At 68.8% G+C, this 18,244-nt stretch carries 18 protein-coding genes; 3 read left to right on the top strand and 15 right to left on the bottom strand.

Going from position 1 to position 18,244, the window contains the following annotated elements; genetic code table 11:
• Positions 1-3 precede the first annotated feature (3 nt).
• From ET526_RS14325 to ET526_RS14280, 11 genes are all read right to left on the bottom strand, one after another.
• Entirely contained in the window at positions 4-795 is a 792-nt protein-coding gene (locus ET526_RS14325; protein WP_135468390.1) for an ATP-binding protein, read from the bottom strand.
• On the bottom strand, positions 795-980 hold the full coding sequence (locus ET526_RS14320; RefSeq protein ID WP_135468389.1) for a hypothetical protein: 186 nt from the start codon (positions 978-980) through the stop codon (positions 795-797). Before ET526_RS14320 ends, ET526_RS14325 begins: the two co-directional genes overlap by 1 nt.
• Complete coding sequence (locus ET526_RS14315; protein ID WP_135468388.1) at positions 980-1,456, bottom strand: hypothetical protein; 477 nt, start codon at positions 1,454-1,456, stop codon at positions 980-982. Before ET526_RS14315 ends, ET526_RS14320 begins: the two co-directional genes overlap by 1 nt.
• Before the next feature lie 86 nt (positions 1,457-1,542).
• Positions 1,543-1,671: a hypothetical protein gene (locus tag ET526_RS22415; protein ID WP_275668643.1), complete on the bottom strand. Its 129-nt coding sequence runs from the start codon at positions 1,669-1,671 to the stop codon at positions 1,543-1,545.
• Positions 1,668-2,105: a hypothetical protein gene (locus ET526_RS14310; RefSeq protein WP_135468387.1), complete on the bottom strand. Its 438-nt coding sequence runs from the start codon at positions 2,103-2,105 to the stop codon at positions 1,668-1,670. Before ET526_RS14310 ends, ET526_RS22415 begins: the two co-directional genes overlap by 4 nt.
• Complete coding sequence (locus ET526_RS14305; RefSeq protein WP_135468386.1) at positions 2,102-2,572, bottom strand: hypothetical protein; 471 nt, start codon at positions 2,570-2,572, stop codon at positions 2,102-2,104. Before ET526_RS14305 ends, ET526_RS14310 begins: the two co-directional genes overlap by 4 nt.
• Positions 2,556-3,275 carry a hypothetical protein gene (locus tag ET526_RS14300; RefSeq protein ID WP_135468385.1) on the bottom strand — a complete coding sequence of 240 codons (720 nt, stop codon included), beginning with the start codon at positions 3,273-3,275 and terminating at the stop codon, positions 2,556-2,558. Before ET526_RS14300 ends, ET526_RS14305 begins: the two co-directional genes overlap by 17 nt.
• Positions 3,275-3,517, bottom strand: a complete 243-nt coding sequence (locus ET526_RS14295) for a helix-turn-helix transcriptional regulator (RefSeq protein WP_135468384.1) — start codon at positions 3,515-3,517, stop codon at positions 3,275-3,277. Before ET526_RS14295 ends, ET526_RS14300 begins: the two co-directional genes overlap by 1 nt.
• Complete coding sequence (locus ET526_RS14290; RefSeq protein WP_135468383.1) at positions 3,514-4,107, bottom strand: sigma factor; 594 nt, start codon at positions 4,105-4,107, stop codon at positions 3,514-3,516. Before ET526_RS14290 ends, ET526_RS14295 begins: the two co-directional genes overlap by 4 nt.
• Positions 4,108-4,286: 179 nt before the next feature.
• A complete protein-coding gene (locus tag ET526_RS14285; protein WP_135468382.1) occupies positions 4,287-5,384 on the bottom strand; it encodes a hypothetical protein in 1,098 nt (365 codons plus the stop codon).
• Positions 5,344-6,462, bottom strand: a complete 1,119-nt coding sequence (locus tag ET526_RS14280; RefSeq protein ID WP_135468381.1) for a hypothetical protein — start codon at positions 6,460-6,462, stop codon at positions 5,344-5,346. The genes ET526_RS14285 and ET526_RS14280 overlap by 41 nt, the downstream gene beginning before the upstream one ends.
• A gap of 427 nt (positions 6,463-6,889) precedes the next feature.
• On the opposite strand from ET526_RS14280, the gene ET526_RS14270 reads away from it, so the two are divergent.
• From ET526_RS14270 to ET526_RS14260, 3 genes are read left to right on the top strand one after another with little or no spacing between them, the layout of a single operon-like run.
• On the top strand, positions 6,890-7,396 hold the full coding sequence (locus ET526_RS14270) for a DUF2924 domain-containing protein (protein WP_135468380.1): 507 nt from the start codon (positions 6,890-6,892) through the stop codon (positions 7,394-7,396).
• Positions 7,393-8,745 carry a recombinase family protein gene (locus ET526_RS14265; RefSeq protein ID WP_135468379.1) on the top strand — a complete coding sequence of 451 codons (1,353 nt, stop codon included), beginning with the start codon at positions 7,393-7,395 and terminating at the stop codon, positions 8,743-8,745. The genes ET526_RS14270 and ET526_RS14265 overlap by 4 nt, the downstream gene beginning before the upstream one ends.
• Positions 8,742-9,134 carry a hypothetical protein gene (locus ET526_RS14260; RefSeq protein ID WP_135468378.1) on the top strand — a complete coding sequence of 131 codons (393 nt, stop codon included), beginning with the start codon at positions 8,742-8,744 and terminating at the stop codon, positions 9,132-9,134. Before ET526_RS14265 ends, ET526_RS14260 begins: the two co-directional genes overlap by 4 nt.
• Here the strand turns inward: ET526_RS14260 and ET526_RS14255 are convergent.
• From ET526_RS14255 to ET526_RS21280, 4 genes are read right to left on the bottom strand one after another with little or no spacing between them, the layout of a single operon-like run.
• Positions 9,118-10,260, bottom strand: a complete 1,143-nt coding sequence (locus ET526_RS14255) for an ImmA/IrrE family metallo-endopeptidase (RefSeq protein WP_135468377.1) — start codon at positions 10,258-10,260, stop codon at positions 9,118-9,120. The two genes, ET526_RS14260 and ET526_RS14255, sit on opposite strands and share 17 nt — an antisense overlap.
• Positions 10,261-10,290: 30 nt before the next feature.
• Positions 10,291-13,629, bottom strand: coding sequence for a DUF499 domain-containing protein (locus ET526_RS14250; RefSeq protein WP_135468376.1), 3,339 nt, complete (start codon positions 13,627-13,629; stop codon positions 10,291-10,293).
• An 18-nt stretch (positions 13,630-13,647) separates the two neighbouring features.
• Entirely contained in the window at positions 13,648-17,244 is a 3,597-nt protein-coding gene (locus ET526_RS14245; RefSeq protein WP_275668642.1) for a DUF1156 domain-containing protein, read from the bottom strand.
• Positions 17,234-18,232 (bottom strand): phosphoribosyltransferase-like protein, encoded by a 999-nt coding sequence (locus ET526_RS21280; protein WP_158295592.1) that lies wholly within the window; start codon positions 18,230-18,232, stop codon positions 17,234-17,236. The genes ET526_RS14245 and ET526_RS21280 overlap by 11 nt, the downstream gene beginning before the upstream one ends.
• Between the last annotated feature and the right edge of the window lie 12 nt (positions 18,233-18,244).

Here is an 18,244-nt window from a genome sequence, read left to right as displayed (position 1 = left end):
GGGTCAGCTCCGGGCTTCGGTGGTGGAGGCGGGGGCGGTGCTGGGTGGCGCCGCGTAGAAGGGGATGCCGGCGGCGAGGTCAGGCCAGGACAGCGGCAGCGTCTCGGCCAACCCGAAGCGGTTCTTCGCGAGGAAGGCCGGGCGCTCGGCGGTGTGCAGCAGGCGGTCGCCGCCGCTCACGCCGCGGACCACCTTCTTGTTGAAGCCGACGTCCGACTTCAGCGTGCTGACGCGATAGTTCGCGAAGAGCACGGCATCGACATGCTCCTGCACCAGCGCGGAGGCGCCGCGGTGCAGCTTCGGCTGGTAGCGGTCGTAGGGCTCGGTCTCGGGGCTGTCGAAGCGCCGGATTTCGGCATGCGCGATCAGGATCACGCCCATGCCGCGCTCGTCGCGCAGCGCGTTCACGCCGTCGAGGAAGCTGCGCCAGGTATCCAGCGCAGCGAGGTAGCCCTTGCCGTAGCCGAAGGACTCGATGTCCGGCTGGTTGTGCGCCTGCGCCGTGTGCTGCCAGACGAGGGGCTCCAGCCAGTCAAGGCTGTCGAGGACCACGGTCTGGTGGTCGTGCTCCTCGGTGTAGAGGCTGCCGAGCGCCTCCATCACCGCGTCGAAGCTGCGCAGCAGCCCGAAGGTCGCGGCGTCGATGCGGCCGAGCCCGTCCTCGGTCTGCAGGAACACCGGGTTCGGCGCATCGGCGGCGAGCTGGGTCTTGCCGACGCCGGCCACGCCGTAGACGAGGATCCGCGGCGGGCGCGTCTCGCCGCCCCGCCGGAGCGATGCAAGGGAGATCGCCATCAGTGCGGCTCCTTCGGCGTGCGCGGCTTCGCCTTGATGACGTCGACCTTGATGTCGCCGCCGGCGCGCGCCACCGCCTCGGCAAAGGCGTCGAGGGTCGGCTCGAAGGCGGCCACGTCCTTCGCGCGGGAGATCGCGTCGCCTTCGAGGGGGATGGCGACCTGGATGCGGAGTTCATGCGCCATCAGGCGACGTCCTTCGGTTCGAGGGTGTAGGAGGGACGGCCGGTGGCGACGGTGCGCGCCGGCTCGAACACCGCGCGGATGCGCGGCGGCCACGCCGTGAAGCGGCTCTCCGGCACGCGGATCTCGACGGTGACGTAGTCGGCGGGGTCCTCGCCCCAGCCGCGGATGGTAGCGACCGCCTCCGCCAGCTTCGGCTGGTTCCACTCCACGCGCTTCGCGAGGTCCGCGACGATCTCGAAGCCGTCCTGCTCCAGGCGGACGCGGCCGGTGTCCTTGCCGTCGGCGCGGCGGGCCGCGGCGGCCGCTTCGCCGTAGCGGGCGTGCAGGGCGTCGTGCAGCAGGTCGGCGAGGTGCTTGGCGTCGGCCTTCAGCGCCCCGACCTCTTCCAGCAGCAGCGCCAGATGATCGACGGGCAGGCGGGCGGCCTGCGCGGCGTCCATCTCGCGCAGCTGCGCCAGAGTGGTTCGGTTGGTCATGCTGGTCCTGTCGGTGGTGATGGCGCCCGGCTGAGTGAGCGACGCCGGCGGCCGGGCAGGCGCGGGCATCGGCATGGGAGAGACGCTCATCGGAAGGTCACCAGCTCGGCGACCCAGCAGAGCGCGATGAACCCGCCGGCCAGCAGCAGGCCGCCGGCCAGAGTGCGGAGCGCGTCGCCGATTTCGCGCAGCCTCTGGGTGGTGCGCGGGGTCACGGCGTCACCTCGGCGATAGCGTCGGGCGGCGGGAGCGGGCCTTCCTCTGCCTGGCGCGCGCGGCGGGCGCGCTCGCGATCGGCGTCGGGCTCTGCGCAGCGCGCGCTGCGCCGCGCGATCTCGATCCAGACATGCAGCGGCAGCACCACCATCGGCGTCGCGCGGTCGCGCCAGAGGAACAGCGCGTCGTTCCGGCCGAGCCAGCGCTCCAGCGTCTTGAAGCCGTCGCCCTCGCCGCGCGCCTTGACCTCCGCCTTCAGCGGCTCGGCGCCGCGGACGTAGAGGTCGACGTCGGCACCGTTGCCGCGGTACCGGACGGCGCCGGACAGCGGCACGCGCTCGGCGCGGAGTCCGCACTTCATGTGGATGTCGACGATGGCCCGCTCGCGGCGCAGGCCCTTGTCGCGGGAGGACTTGCCCATGGCCGACCTCACGCTGCCTTCCGGTGGGTCTGCATGATCCGGCTCAGCCGGCGCAGCAGGCCGCCGCGGCGAATGCAGTCGCCGCCATGGTCGATGACGTACTTCCCAGCCTCGTCGATCTCCTGCGGCTGCAGGTGACTCGGCAGCAGCGGGACGAAGGCATTGCGGCTCGGCACGAACACCTCGCCACGCCCGATCTGCTCCACCGTCGCGCGGGCATCCGGCGGGAACATCTCCATCTGCTCCGCCCGCAGGCCCTCGGCGTGGTCGGCGCTCTCGGCGCTGCGCTTGAGCTCGTCACGGATCAGCTTGTTCAGCGCCGTCGCCAGAACCACGCCGAACAGCTGGTCGTCCTTGCGGATCTCCTCCGCGGCATTCCGGACGACCTCGCCGACGATCGCCGGCACGCTGCCGCGGTGGCGGACGCTGAGGCGAGCTTCGCGGATCAGGGTCCGCATGCGGTCACGCGGTGTCGTCATGTTCGTTCTCCAATGCGTTGATCCAGAGCGGCAGCCGCCGCAGCGCCTCGCGTGCCTCGCCGCGCAGGTCGTCGAGCAGGGCACGCGGGGCCCGGCCCGCGAGCGAGGCGAAGTCGACGGGCAGGGTCGCGACGGTGAGGACGGCGGCGGTGAAATCGGCCCAGTCGGCGCCGATGGGCGCGACCTTCGGCCGCTCGGCGGGCGGGGCCGGGCGCTTCGGGCGGGTCGGCAGCGGCCCGAGCGTGGCCTCCAGCGCGCCGCGCACGGCGCCGCGCAGGCCGGCCATTGTCGGCGGCGCGCCTTCTGCGCGGGACTGCGCGAAGTAGGCCTCCATCGCGGCGCGGCCCGCGGCCTGGGCCTGTTCCTCGCGCCCGCCAGCGAGCTCCTCGTAGCGGTGGGCCGTGCTGGTCGAGATGCCGGCGTCGGCCAGCGCCTGGGCCTTCGAGGTTCCCACCGCTGGGAACTTCGAGCCGCCGCCCGCTCCGCCAGGCTCGGCACGTTCCAGCTCGCGGCTCAGCTCGCCGATGCGGACGCAGGCGCGCAGGTGAATTTCGCGCACCCAGACCTCGAGGTCCCGGTCGTCGCGCTGGCGGGCATAGGCGGCGAGCGCCGCGGCCTTGTCGCGGATCTCGGAGGCCTCATCGATACGGGCGCATTCTGCCAGCGCCGTGCGGGCCTGCTCGTAGCGGACCAGCGCGGCCATCACGCGGTCGCCCTTGCCGATGCGGCCGGATCGCGCGCCTGCGCCGCCTCGAAGGCCTCGACGTCCTCGAGGCGGTAGAGGATGCGGCCGCCCAATTTCAGGAAGGCGGGCCCCTGGTTCAGGTAACGCCAGCGCTCAAGGGTCCGGATCGACAGGCCCCAGCGGTTCGCGAGGGCGTGCTGGTCGAGATGGCGAACCAGCCCTCCGCTCCGCTGCGCTCCGGCATCATGGTGACTGCTCATGCCGGGCACCTACCGGCGGGCGTCGAAATCTGTCGGGGTCCGGCCAGGTAGATCCGCAGACCCGCCTGCTCGGCGCGCCTCCGGAGACGGCGCGCGTTCTCATAGAGGGACGAGCGATGGGACCCCGCCTGCGCCGCAGCCGAGCGGATGTTCGGCTCCGCCAGGATCGCGCAGCACCGCTGCAGGGCGGGCGACAGGCTCTCGATGAAGCGGCGGAGGTCGAGGGAGAGGCCGTGATCCAGCTCGTCCGGCGCAGCCGGATCCGGAAGGATGTCGGCCAAGGTGCTGCCGTCCGCACCCTCGACAGGATCGTCGATGCGGATTTCCCGCCGCTCGATCTGCGCCCGCTGCGTCTGGGCAGTCAGGCTGGCCGCGCGGTGCGCGATGATCCGGTCAGCAAAGGTTGGGAAGCTCGCCCGGCTCGGGTCGAAGGCCGGGCACCGACGCCAGAGATCGAGGAAGAGGTCCTGCGCGATGTCCTCGGCATCCATGCCGCGGATCCGACCACTGCGGGCCAGGCGCTTCGCCGTGCTGTGGATGTGCTTGAGTATGCGGGAGGCCAGCACCGCGTCCCGGGCAGTCTGCTCCATGGGTTCTCGCCGTCGATCGAGGACGGGCTCGCGGCCCGATCGATGGCGACCGGCGAAAATTCACCAGGGAGGCTGTGGAAGCGCGGGCAGGCATGAGGCTTCTGCGGAGAAGCCCAGGGGATTCATGGCGCCTTTAGCGGAGAAAAAGTGCAGATGGCGGAAGGCCCGTCGGTGAAAATTCACCGGCGGCCGGCAGACATCCTGACGGCCTTCGGTCGCTCGTCGCGGGGCACGAAGGCGGTCTGGTAGGTTCTGTCCCGCTTGCTCCAGCGGATCGGGTCATCGCTGATGCCGAAGGCACGAACGAGCTGCCTACTCAACGCCTGCTTCTTCTTTTTCTGTTCCTCGACAACATCGCGGCCGAGCGGCCCCAGGATGCCGCCACCTCGAGCGAGGACCTGGAGGAAGGCCCAGGCTTCGGTGGGCTTCCCGGTCCGCCCGTCTTTCATGCCGACCCGGTCCGGTTCGAGCCTCTGGGTCTGGCCGCGGCAGGTGACGTTCAGAACCTCGTCGGAGACCAGGACGAACGTCAGCTCGGCCCATCGCGCTCCAGCCGGCAGGGAAACGGTGGGTCCAGCCTGTGCAGTGTCAATCCGCGCCTGGAGCGCCGCCCGAATCTCGTGCAGCAGCAGCTCGAGCGGCTGAACCGGCATGAGGTTCCCCTTGCCGTCGGCCTCCGTCACATCGCTCAGGCTCAGAACGATGTGCCCGAGCGATGCAAGGCGCGTCCGCATCGACGATGGCAGCGACGCCGCGGTTGGCACCAGCAGGACCGCGCGCTCGCTAATCAGCCCGCCTTCGCGGAGTTCGTCGAACTGGATGGCATCCATGGGACCGGGCACGACGAGCATCACCGGGGCGGCGACGCCAGCGGCGATTGCGTGTTCACCCAGCAATGCGACGCGGTTAGAAGTCGGCGGGGCGGCCGCCGCCTGGACTTCGAACAGTGAGGCCAGCGCCTGCCGTAGGCGGAGTAAGTCCACCTGCAGGACATCGGTGTCCTCGGGCTGCAGGTCGAGCGGATTGCATCGCCCCGTCGCGGACCGGCATACGGCGCGCAGCGCGCCGTCGGCCGATCTGATAACCGCGCGCGGGCAGCCCTCACCGCCCGGGGAGGGACAGTCGATCGACGTGACCCGGCGCCCCGTCGCGCGCAGGAACCTCTGCGCTACGAGGAACTCCGCACCGAGCCGGGCCGTCCAGTCGCGCCGATCGGTCGCAGCGCCAGGCAGGGCATCAAGCGCGTTCCAGAACAGCGGTAGCGGCTTCATCGTCATCGACACCCTGGCCCGAAAGGATGAAGCCGCGCGCACGCAGCCAGCGCTCGATGAGCTCGCTGTCGTCGTTGCGCTCATAGCGCGCGATTCCTGGGGGTCTGATGGTGACGGACCGCTCCTTTTCCGAGTCCTCGAACGCCACCTTGAAGGTGGCGCTGTTCAGCCTCCCGCCCGCCAGGCCGCGGATATTTCGGGCGGCCAGGGCCGCGAAGACGTCCTCGGCCTTCCGGGTCTCCATCTCGCGATACACGCCGCCCCAATAGCGCCGATACTCGACAAGCCGCACGGCCTTGATGCCGTCGACATCCTCGACGTTCAGCGCCTCCGGGCCGTCCGCGATGAGGGGATCGAGGGTGAACCGCCCGGCGGTCTGGAAATGCTCCTCGCCGGAAAACAGGTGGTGGCCGAGGGTGCGCAGGTAGAGGTTCCGCTCGCCCTTCGTGTTGGCATGCACCCCGACATCGCCGCTGCGCTCATCGTAGATCAGCACGTCGTGGCGCTGCGGGCGGTAGAACTCGGTCCCGACGCCGCCATCATCCTTCTGGCTGGCTTCCCGGCGCATGGGCTGCCCATGCCGCACCAGGATCCAGGTCATCGGCGGATGCCTGATGACGAACATCCGGCAGCCGCGCCCGCGCCGGTGGCTCTCGAACCAGTCGTCGAGCTCGCTCTCGAGGCGCTGGCGTAGCTCGGTGTCGATGGCGGGGAACACGCCGCGGACCGGGTTCGTTGGCCCGAAATACTCGAAGTTCTGCTGGCGCATGGCAATCGCTTCAGCATGGTGGGCGCGGACCACCTCGGGCGCGGCGCTCCACACGTCGATGGCCAGGTCGATGGGCGTCGCCCCAGGGTCGTCAGCCACCGCCAAGCCGCGCGCACGGACGGCAGCGAGGAGCTGGTCCATGTCCTCCGCGCCGGCGGTCTCGTGCACATAGTAGAGGGCATCGACCATGTCGGCCGGCGTCGCCGCGTCCGGGCGCATCAGGATGTCGGCGAGCCCGGCGAAGTCGATCTCAACGAGCGGCGACGAGGGGAACTCGAAGCCGCGGCCGCGGAGGTAGTCGCACCAGGGCGCCATGAACGCCGCGAGTCGCGATGGCGCGCAGGCGGTCAGGGTCGGCGAATTTCTTCGGGTTGAATGACGCCATGAGGGTCTGCCGGGCTGGGGGGCGCTGAAGATGACGCAGGCGTAAGCATAGGAAATGTTCCTATTTCGTTCAAGACTGTGGTTGATGGACCCCGACAGATCTCGCGGTATCCGAGTAGGTGCGGAGGGTGCCTCGAAACCTGACCGAGATCCGGCCATTGCCCGCGACGCCGCCCGCCAATCAGCATCTCCCGCCCCACCTCCGCGAGGTCTGCGACCTGCTTGCCCGTGGCCTGCTGCGGCTCCGGAGCCGCGCTGCCCAGGAAGCCGCGCGCGACGCCGCTGACCACAGAGAGCGGCCGCTACACTTCCCGGCCACCCAGCGCCTGCATGCGAACCGGACCACCCGGAGAGACGCATGACGCGCACGACGAAGCCCAAGCCCACCGCCCCGCCGGCGTTCACCGCCCCCGCCATCCCGCCCGCCGACGTGCTCGGCCGACTCGCCGCCCTGAAGGCCGCCGCCACGCCCGCGCTGAAGCAGCAATGGCGGGAGCTCTTCGGCACCGAGCCGCCGCCCTACAACCGGCGCTTTCTGGAGAGCCGGCTCGCCTACCGCATCCAGGAACTGGCCCATGGCGGCCTGAAGCCCGAGACGCTCGCCCGCCTCGAGGCGCTCGGCGAGCAGCTCGACGGCGGCAGGATCACCGTCCGCCGCATGCGCGGCGACGACAAGCCAATAGCTGGCACGCAGCTGATCCGCGAGTACCAGGGTGTCGAGCACGTGGTGACCGTGACCCGCGCCGGGTACGAATACCAGGGCCAGCCCTACCAATCGCTCTCCGCCATCGCCCGCGCCATCACCGGCACGCGGTGGAATGGTCGCGTGTTCTTCGGGCTGCGCCCGAGCCGGGACGCAGTATGAAGCGCGACACAAAGCCGGCCAGCGCGATGCCGGCCACAGTGCGGAAGCTCCGCTGCGCGGTCTACACCCGGAAGTCGAGCGAGGAGGGCCTGGACATGGAGTTCAACTCCCTCGACGCGCAGCGTGAGGCCTGCGAGGCCTTCATCGCCAGCCAGCGCGCGGAGGGGTGGGTGCTAGTGCGCGACCGCTACGACGATGGCGGCATCTCCGGCGGCACCCTCGAACGTCCCGCGCTCAAGCGCCTCGTAGCCGACATCCAGGAGGGGCTGGTCGATGTGGTGGTCGTGTACAAGATCGACCGCCTCTCTCGCTCGCTGGTCGACTTCACCAAGCTGGTCGAGGTGTTCGACGCTAACAACGTGACCTTCGTCTCGGTCACGCAGTCCTTCAACACCACCACCAGCATGGGCCGGCTAACGCTGAACATCCTGCTCAGCTTTGCTCAATTCGAAAGAGAGGTCATTGGCGAGCGCATCCGCGACAAGGTGGCGGCGTCGCGCAAGCGCGGCATGTGGATGGGCGGATACGTACCGCTCGGCTACGACGTGCGGGAGCGGAAGCTGGTGGTGAACGACGCCGAGGCCGCGCTTGTGCGGCGAATCTTGCAGGGCTTCGTCGAGCTGGAGTCCTGCACCCGACTGGTGCAGGTGCTGCGCGCGGAGGGCGCCACCACGAAGCGGGGCCGCCCGCTCACGAAGAGCGACGTCTACCGGATCCTCAGCAACCGCGTGTATCTCGGCGAGGCGGTGCACAAGGGCACGGCCTATCCCGGCGAGCACGACGCCATCGTCACACAGGCGCAGTGGGACGCGGTGCACGCAATCCTGCAGGTCAGCCCGCGGGTGCGGATCAACCGGACGCGGAACACCACGGCGCCGCTGCTTCGCGGGCTGATCTTCGACAGCGAGGGGCGCGCCATGTCGCCGAGCCACAGCCGCGGGCGGGGCGGGCAAATCTACCGCTACTATGTCAGCCAGGCGGTGCTGAAGGGTGGCGGGACTGAGCGGCCGGCCATCGCGCGGCTGCCGGCCGGAGAGATCGAGGCGGCGGTCATCGCGCAGGTGCGCGCGCTGCTGCGGCAGCCCGAGATGGTAGTCGGCACCTGGCGGGCGGCACGCGCGACGGCGCCAGACGTGACGGAGCAGGAGGTGCTGCTGGCCCTGGAGCGGATCGAGCCGCTGTGGGACGAACTCTTCCCCGCCGAGCGGGCGCGCATCGTGCGGCTGCTGGTGGACCGGGTCGACGTCCGGGTCGAGGGCGCCGCGGTGCGGCTACGGCTCGACGGGCTCGGCAGCCTGGTCCGAGACCTCGCCGCCCGAGAGCCCGAGGCCGGGAGGGCGGCAGCATGAGCGACGCGGCGCAGACCCTTACGGTGGTCATCCCACTCCGGGTGAAGCCGAGCGGCGGGCGAAAGGCGATGGTGACGCCCGGCGTGCTGGTGCTGGAGCGCCGGCAGGACATCACGCTCATCAAGGCGGTCGCGCGGGCCTTCCGGTGGCGGCGGATGCTGGAGACCGGGCGCTTCAGCACGATCAACGAACTGGCCGCGGCCGAGAAGATCAACTCGTCCTACGTCTCGCGCGTGCTCCGGCTGACGCTGCTGGCGCCGGACATCGTGGAAGCGATCCTGAATGGGCGGCAGCCGGAGGGGATGACGCTGCCCGGGCTGATGGAGCCATTTCCCGTTTCCTGGGAAGAGCAGCGGCGAACCACGAACGAAGTCACTCCCCCGCGGTAGTCTTGAACGTCATCTTGCCGTAGCTGATCTTGCCAATCCGCTCGATCCGCGAAGCCGCCCGTACGATCACATCAAGATCGACGTCGTCCACCTTCACCTTCTCCAGGTACCCCTTCAGGTAGGCGGCAGAGCCAGTGACGAGCCCCGCGCGGGAAGCGATCAGGAATGCGACAGCTTCCGCTTCGACTTCACGCACGCCCTTTGAGACGTGGCGGCGGTCGCCCCAGCCTGCCTCGCTGTCATACTCGTCTCCTTCTGCGGCGCGAGACCGGCAAGGCCCGAGGTGACCGCAGAAGACATGGCCCAGCTCGTGTGCAAGGGTCACGAACCTTTCCTTCTCGTCGAGGCGATCATTCAGCGTGACACGATAAACGGGCACATCGCCGCCTGAAGATGCGGAGACCTCTGCATTCGCCGAAGCGAAATCCCCTATCTTACTCTGATCGACCGGCCCGAGGCTCCCGCCGGACAGTCCCGGTAGAATAGACTGCGCAGCGGCTGAGCCAGCGTAGCTAAAGCCTTGTCGACGCAGCTCCACCTTCACCTTGAACGTCTTCTGCTTGTCCAACTCCCGCACCAATCGGTTGAGCATTCCCGGCGCAAAGACCCCCGTGGCAGCGAAGGGATCCCCGATCGCCTCACGATCCACCGGCGGGCCGGTATCTGCGAGCTCGTACACGTACCTGATAGGTGAGAACGGCCAGAGGATAATGATCGGCACCGCGTCTGGAAGCACATGGCGGCCAACAGATTTCCATTCGACTTCCGTCGCAATCACCGAAGCGCCAGGACGTTGAATATACGCCATCCTGGTGTTCCAGACGCCCATGCGGCGGAAGTTCTTTGTGAACACTATGAAGTCGACGAACTGATCGGGTGTAGGCGCCTCGAGAGCCTGCTTGATGAGTTGACGGACCTGCTGCTGAGGCGTCTCGGTGGTCGACGCGATCTCTGGCAGTGTGGGCTTTTCTGCCTCACCCGCCTCTATGGCGGCCGGCGCAGTGGCCGATGCCACAGCGGAGACGGGCCCGGCATGAGCGACGACGGGTTCCTGCCTAACGATCCCGCGCTTCTGGTTTGCCGCGTGTCGAAAGAAGTTCGAGAGCCAGGTCAGGAACCGGGTCATGTCGGGAGTTAGCGCTGGAAAACCGGGCTTCTACTCCTCAAACCCCGTCGACTCAGGCCTGAACTTCAGCTGCTTGGCGTTGTCACGCACGACGCTGACCTCGCTTTCGTCGAACCCCTCCGGCGCCTCCCCTTCAATCTCCAGGGTGAGCTTCACCTTCGCGCCGTTCGTCCGCTGCAGCTCCATGACAACCGCGTTGAAGATGGCATCGAACGACTTCATTGGGCGGACCATGTCGATCTCGACCGATCCATAGAAGCGACGCGGCTTCTGCTGCGCCGAGGTCGGGGGCGTGGCTGTCGGCTCACGTCCTCCGTTCGCATTCCCTGACCCGGGATCCGGCCGCGGATCAGCGCTCGCTGGCAACCCATCTGGCTTTGCCGGCGCCGCTGCAAGCTGCGCTCGCGCTTCTGCGGCGCGCACGAGGATCGCGTTCGCGGAGGGGAGCTCGGTGAGGTTCTTCGCCCAGACGAGGTTGCGGTATCGCCCCGTCGCCTCGTCGTAGCCATCGGCATAGCCGAACTCGGGATCGAGCTTCGCAACCGAGTCGCGGATGGTGTTCTCTAGCACGACGCGATCCCGCAGCCGCGGGAGGTAGACGTAGGACGCAAACCAATCCGCCACTTCGGCGATCGGCAGATGGGCGCGGTCCTCCGGCCATATAGGCTTCAGCGCCAGCCAAAGCCGCTCCGTCCCGAGCTTCTCCAGCGCGATGCCGTCGCCCTTCGCCTTCTCGTACACAACAGCCGGGATCGCGGCACGGTCGCGCGACGAGATCAGCGTGTGCTCGAGGTCGAAAGGCTTGCCCGCCGTCTCGCTCTTCACCGGATAGAAGATGTGGCTCCAGGCGGATCGGACAGCACGGCGCGCACCGTCAGCGTGGGTCTTCGCCTTGTCCTTCGCGTCCGCCTCCTGCGCATTCGTCATCTGCTGCTGCAGGCGGCTGTCCTTCACGATGGAGTCCCAGGCCATCGCCTTGGCGATCACCTCGCGCGCCGTCGCCAGGTTCCCTTCGTCGGCCGCGACGAACAGAAGCGTATTACGGAACCGGCGCTGCGAAGCGCGGCACCGCATCAACGCCTCCGCGATCGCATCCGACGCTGCCGACCTCGTCGCACCCTTCCCGGCATGCGGCGTGCTCGGCCCCAGGATGACGAGCGATAGGGCCTGTGCCTCATCGATCGTCACGGGGTCATCGGGCGCGGCGAAGACGCGATGGAAGCCACCCTTCGTACCGGCATCCTCCGTCAGGAGCCGCACGATCTCGGCGTCCACCTCGTGCACCTGATCCAGGAAGGCCTTCGCCCGATCATCCGCCAGCCGGTTCAGGGTCGGCTGAGTGGAGAACCAGTAGCGCCCGGCCTCCTCGTAGAGGTAGGTCGCACGCTCACTGAGCTCGCGCAGAGCCTCGCCGAAGATGGCCAGCTGATCACCCGGCTCGGCGCAGGCCAAGCGCAAGCCCTGACCTGTCAGCCCCGCATTCGGCTGCCCCACGGACGGCGCTGAACACAGGAAGACCGCGCGCGCCGCTCGCGTCGCAGCCCGCAGCTGAGAGATCCGGCGCGACGGGTTGGCCTCCATACGCGCCGGCAACGCGCCGTCTCCGTCCACCTCCTTGTCGACCACGGACCCAAAGGCCGGATCGAGGGGATACAGCACGCCCGTGCGCACCTTCTCATGCGCGACCGGCACGCGGGCCGGCGTGATCAGCGGATCCCGCGTCTGCCCGTGCCACAGCACGCCGACCACGTTTGCCATAAAGCGGATGACGTCGCGCGTCCGCTGGAACTTCTGGAGGCTGGACCAGTCCTTCGCCAGCCGCTCGAACAGCTCCGGGTGGATCGGGTAGGAGAGCCGCAGCAGTTCGAGGTACCTCGGCTCCTTGGCCTCGGGTGGGAACTCGGCAGGGTTCTTCTTGTAGAGGTCGTGGAAGGCCTTGATCGTCTCCTCGCGGGCGCGCTCGCCATCCGCATCCAGCGGCTGGAACAGGCGGCGGCGGACGATCTCGTAGGTCTCATTGCCGGAGGCCGGCAGCCAGGCCGATTGAACCCGGCCGAAGACCTTCTCCAGCCGCAGCAGCGCCTCGACGCCGCGCGGTCCGCCGGCTTCCGCACGACTCTCGGGCAACGACCCGACAATGAGAATGCCCGGCACCATCTTTGCCGCTTCGGTCAGCGACTGGATGAAGGACAGGAAGGCCTCGAAGCGGTCGTCGTCGAGCTGCCGCGCGAACATCGTCAGCTCGTCGAGCAGGATGACGCTCGGCCCCGCTAGCTTGAACAGTGCGACCAGCAATTCGGAGCCCGGGTTGGTACGGGCAGCCTCGGCTTCCGCCACCAGCTTCAGCCCGGCCTCACCAGCCAGGCGCCAGGCGATGTAGCCCCACAGCGTGCGCACAGGTGGGCCGCCGCCCAAGGTCAGGGAGACATCCGCCCCCTTCGACGACCCGACGAAGACCGCGACGCGCGGCTTGGGCCAGGCGGTGGTGCCGAGCTTCTCGACCAGCGGCGCCATGCCGCCGAGCGCGGCGGGGTCGCCGCCTTCGCGCAGATGCTTAGCCAGGTGATAGATGGCGAGCATGGTGTGCGTCTTGCCGCCACCGAAGGCGGTCTGCAGGCCGATCACCGGATCACCGCCCGCGCCCGACAGGCGCTGCAGCGCCGAGGTTAGGACGCGCTTCAGCCCCTCCGTCAGGAAGGTGATGCCGAAGAAGTCCGCGGGCGTGGCGTAGCCATCCGTCGCGTGGCCCGCATCCACGGCGAAGAGGTCGGCGGCGAACTCTGCCTCCTTGAAGCGGTTCGCGATGACGTCGGGGTGGGGCAGCGCCACCTCGATCCAGGGCTTCAGCGCCTTCGCCGGCCCATCGGTTGCCTGCAGTTCCAGACGCTGCGGCGCAGGCGTGGGCTGTGGCGTGGCGGGCGCCGCTGCAACACCGACATGGCGCTGCGCCTCGTAGAGCTTCTTCGCCTCGGCCACCTCGGCTTCTGGCGCCTTCACCAGGCGCAGAAGCTGATGGATGGCGTCGAGGTAGCGGAGCGCCTCGTCATCGGCCATCGGGATAGCGAGGTGCGAGGCAGCGTTGCGCGCCTCGAGCGCCATGGAAGCGAAGTTGCGGGCCTTGTGCTTGTCGTTCCGGCTGAACGCCTCGTCGAAGGCATCCCGCCAGTTGTCGATCATGGTCTTGAGCAGGCCGTAGGCGTCGAGCGCCTCATCTGGCGAAGCGCCCGTCGCACGGCTGGCCAGGCGCAGCCAGTCGGGACCGCGCGCGCGCGACATCCGCGCGGCCACGAAGGGCGCCAGCCCCTTGCGCAGGTGGAACAGGGCGTCCTGCACCCGGCGGAGCGTTTCCTTTTCGGTGTTGGCCGACATCGTCCCCCCTTCGGCCGATCAGAACAGCGACGCTTGGGCCGCGGCCACCGGGCCGCGGGCGATGACCTCGGGCGCCATCTCCGCGAGCCGCGGCCATTCCTGGGCGAGGGCGTTGTAGACCAGCGCCTCGGCGGCCCAGCCCTTCTGGGTGGCGATCTCGAACAGGCGGTAGGCCAGCGCGCGGGCCTGCTCGGCGCGCGGGCCCATCTGCGCGACGAGCGCGGCGGCGGCCTCGGCCCCGCCATCCTCGGCGTTCAGCACGCGGATCGTGTGCTGCACGCATTCCCAGACGGTGGGCGCCTTGTCGGTGGCCAGCGACCAGCCGGCGGGCAGACTCTCCCGCGCGACGAGACCGGCCTTGCCGCGCAGGTCCTGGAACACACCGGAGGCGAACAAGCTGTCCAGCGGCAGGTTCTTGGCGTTGGCGAGGGTGATGAGCTCGCCCGAGGGGCGGGCGTCGAAGCCGTAGGTGGCGAACCAGGCGAGGGCCACCTGGGTCGGCGCGTCGAAGGCCTCGCTGAGCTCGTTCTCGATCTCGTCCCAGACGCGGTTGATGAGGGAGAGGGCGGTCTTCACCGGCATAGCGCTGTCGTCATCCTCCAGCACGCGGGCGAAGCGGGTGAAGACGCCCATGCCGGGGCCGATGACGGATTGCTGCATGTCCACCGGGCCGACGCCGGCCTTGCGGATGGCGGCGATGGCCTCCGGCAATTCGCGCCGCAGCGCGCGGATGAACTCGGCGCGGGTGGCGATGCCGGCCTCCGGCGCGCGCTTGCGGCAGACGAGCACGATGGAGGAGGCGAGGGCGTTGGCGCCCTTGCCGATTAGCCGGCCTGCGCTTTCGGTGCGGATGGGCCAGGTGCCGTCCACGGCGAGGCCCGCATCCACCACCGCCTGGAGGAAGGAGGCCCAGCCGGCCGAGGTGACGCCGTCCTCCCCCGCCTCGGACTGTTTGAAGGCATAGTAGATGGCGAGCGGCGCATCCTCCACCGCGGCCTCGCGCATGGCGCGCAGCGCCTGCGACATGCCCTGCATGAAGAAGGCCTCGGCCTCCGCCTTGCCGCCATGGCGGTAGGGGGTGGCGACGAGCTCGCGGTCCTTGGGCGTGGTCAGGCGGCGGAACAGCTCGGGCCAGATGCCGCCGAGGGAGCGGCGCAGCCAGACGTAGAAGAAATCCGAGAGGTCGGCATAGCCGATGTTGTCGTAGTAGGGTGGGTCGGTGGAGATGACGACGGGGCGGACAGGGAAGGAGTTCTTGGCTGCATCGATGTTGTTAAGGCCACCGATAGTCTGGCCGTTGAGTGCCTCGACGGCTTTCGACAGGTAGTCGATGGAGTTGCCGATGCTCCCCGATTGCGTGGAGAAGGCATTCACTTCGGCAAAATCCCAAGTCATGGGGATGGCTTGGCGCGCAAATGTGTTGCGAACCTTCGTGCCCCACGTCGGTCCACCCGAATCCCAAGTACAAATGCCAGAAACTCTGTCTGCCAAACTGCTGACCACGAACGCCAGATACGTCGCCACTGCATCGGCATAGGCGGTGGCGCCGGTGCCGCCTTGGGCGAGGGGGGTGGGGTCGTCGGGCAGGCCGGCGGCGCGGGCGTCGGCCAGGGCCCTCTCCCGCGCCTCCGCCACCAGATCGGAGAAGGTCGTCAGCGCCAGCAACTGGCGGGGGGTGAAGAGGGAGGCGAAGGTCTTGAGGCCGTAGGCGACGACCCAGATCGCTCGCGGGTCGTTTGGGAGTTCCCCTTCCGGCTCCCACGCTGGTTGGGCCCGTTGCGCCGCCGCCTCATGCTCGGCGGTAGGCGAGACGTAGACGCGGCTGCGCGGGCCTTCGGCGACGATCGCCATCAGCCGCGCACCCATCCGGCCAGCCGCGCCCTCCGCCTTCACGTGCTCGCCGGCGATAGCGGCGCCGCTGAGAACGCAGGCGAAGTTTGAGCCGCGCCCCGTCTTCGTCCCCCTCTTCAGCCGCTCCTCCTCCGCCTTGCTCAGCGCCCCCGTCCGCACCTCGAAGCGCCAGCCATCCGGCGCGGCCGGATCGATCACCGGCTCCACCCAGGCCTTCCGCCCCTCCTTCGTCGAAAGCAGGAAGGAGGAGACGAGCGGCACCATCGCCCCCTTGGCGGCCGGGTCGGGGCTGCGCACCGTCCGCGCCCAGAGCCAGGCGATCACCGTCGCCTCGCTCCCGTCCGGCAGCCGCGCCTTCGGGTAGAGATGGCCGATGCGCCGCGCCGCCTCCTCCCGCATCCAGGCGCCGTAATGCCGCACATCCTCGGCCAGCCCCTGCGCGCCGCGCCCCCGCCAGCGCCCGCCGCGGGCCGCCTGCGCGCGCGCCTCCGGGTTCACCGGCGGCAGGCCGGCGAACTTCGGCGGGATCTCCACCAGCGCCTTGCCGATCAGCACCGCCACCGGGTTGAGGTCGCTGCCATAGGCGCGCAGCCCGAGCCGCTGCGCCTCCAGCGGGATGGAGCCGCCGCCCGAGAAGGGGTCGTAGACCGGCGGCGCCTTGGCCTGGAGCCAGGCCAGGATGGCCGCGCCATCCTCCCTGGGCGGCGGCTCCTCGCCGAGGCCCCAGGCGACGCTGCGGGCGATCTCCCAGCGCGCCGCGTTCAGGATCTCCTCGTTGTTCGAGGCCTCCCACGGCACCAGGCGCTCGATCAGATGGTGCAGCCGGCGGCGTTCCGCCTCCACCGCCTCGGGCGTGGGGAAGCGGTCGGGCCAGGAGGAGGGATCGTCCACGAGCTGCGCGAACAGCACCGCCCGGCAGGCGGCGAGCGGTCGGCGCGCCCACCAGAGATGCAGCGTGGAGGGGTGGCCGTGGCGGATGGACTTCTCCCGCGCCGACGCGGCGTTGATCGCCTCGAGCGGGAGGGAGACCTCGATGAGCTTCTTGCGGGGCCCGGCGGGGGGAGAGTTCGGGGACATGCGATCTTTCGGGCGTTTGAAGAGGTCAGGCTTTGTATCGGGTTGCGGCGGCGCAGCCACCGGTCCGGGGCGCAGCTGTCGCGCGGTTGCCCCGTCCGCGCGAATCGGCTCGATGGGGCGGCCGAGGAGAAGGAATTCGGGCAGGTCGAGCGGCGCCAACTCCGCTGCCGGCCACCGCTCGCCGTCCCGCAGCTCCTCCCGCAGTTCCATCAGGAGGCGTCCGAGCACGTTCTGTCCGACCAGCACGTCCGGCTCGACCGGCTTCGCGCCCCAGAAATCGTCCTTGCGGGATTCCTCGACGATCGGGCGGTCGCGCGTGGCCAGCAACAGGCGGGAGAACTCGGCGAAATTCTGGATGAGCTTCACGCGCAAGCACCAGCGCATGATCTTCACCCGGACCGCGTCCCAATCCGGCCGTGAGTTGGAACGGTGGGGCTTGCCCTTCATCTTCGCTGTCATCGGGCTGGCCTCCGCGATGATCAGCTTCTGGACGTCTGGCAGGTGCGGGAAGCGGCAGGCCTGGTACAGCGCTTCGGACGTCAGGATGCGGACGCCGTTCACGCGAAGCGGGAAGCCGCCAGCCATGTTGGAGAGCCCGCCAAAGGCCTCCTTCGTCTTAAGGAAAACGACGGAGGTCGCGCGGTCATAGGTTCGGAGCCGACTCGGGGCCGTGGCCTCAGAAATCATAGCCGTTGTCATACGGTTTCCTCGGCACCAGGGGATACCACTTGCCGAGGGGGTGGGAGGAAGGCTTCGTCGGGTCGCCCCACCAGAAAGCGAGCGGGGCATTGTTGGGACAGTTGCGATGGGTGAGCAGAAGCGAACCGAAGCCGACACCGAAAGGTCCATAGCCCAACGGCCTGACCACGGGAGATGGATCGCGTGAGAAGCCAACAATTTTGAGGCCGGCCTTCAGCAGCGCCTGTTCCACCAAGTGTCGTCTCGGCTCGGACGGGAACAGCTTGGACACACGGCCGGGCGACCGTGGCACAAAGCCGGTTGCCCCGGCCGCGAATCGCTCTGCCCCCGCCGGCAGAGACACGGGCCAGAGAACGTCTGCGTCGTCCCGATGAGTGCGACGGTTCTCCAGCACATATTCCGGCTGCAGCGAGAAGGATATCGACTTTCCGGCGGCCTGACCCAGCTTCTTCAGCTTCTCTTCCAGCTGATAGCGCCCATAGGCGTGCGCCGCAAAGACGATGATGTCGACGTGAGCAACCGAAGGGGCCTTCGGAACCCACGCGCTGAGGTCCCTCTCGATCCGGTCGCCAGTGAACAGGATGTCGTCGAAGTAGATGAAGCGATCTCCGCCGCCGCACGCACCCAGGGACAGGCCCGTCGCGTGCTGTAGCAATGGTCGTAGGAGCTCCCGCATGGCGCACTGACTGCCGCCCCGAAGCTGGATGTCCAGGACCGTTGCTCGCGCCCAAAATTCCGCCGGATTGGCCCCGACAAGCGACGCGTCAGTGAGCTTTCGCTGAAGGAACTGCTCGACAACCTGTCTCTTCAGATAGAACGCGGGCCAGATGCGGAGGAGTTCATCGAGCACGGGCTCTCGTTCATCGGCATCGAACTGGCGGACCCAGCGTTCAACGTGATCGGCGTCCGGCTTTGCGACTTCACCCTCACGGTAGTCGGCGATGAGTGCCGCCAGCGCTTCCAGCTTCGCCTTCATCCGTCTTGCCCA

This window comes from Crenalkalicoccus roseus (assembly GCF_004761865.1).
Classification (GTDB): domain Bacteria; phylum Pseudomonadota; class Alphaproteobacteria; order Acetobacterales; family Acetobacteraceae; genus Crenalkalicoccus; species Crenalkalicoccus roseus.
The sequence above is the reverse complement of the archived record's forward strand: the minus strand, read 5'-3'. Positions and strand labels throughout refer to the sequence as shown.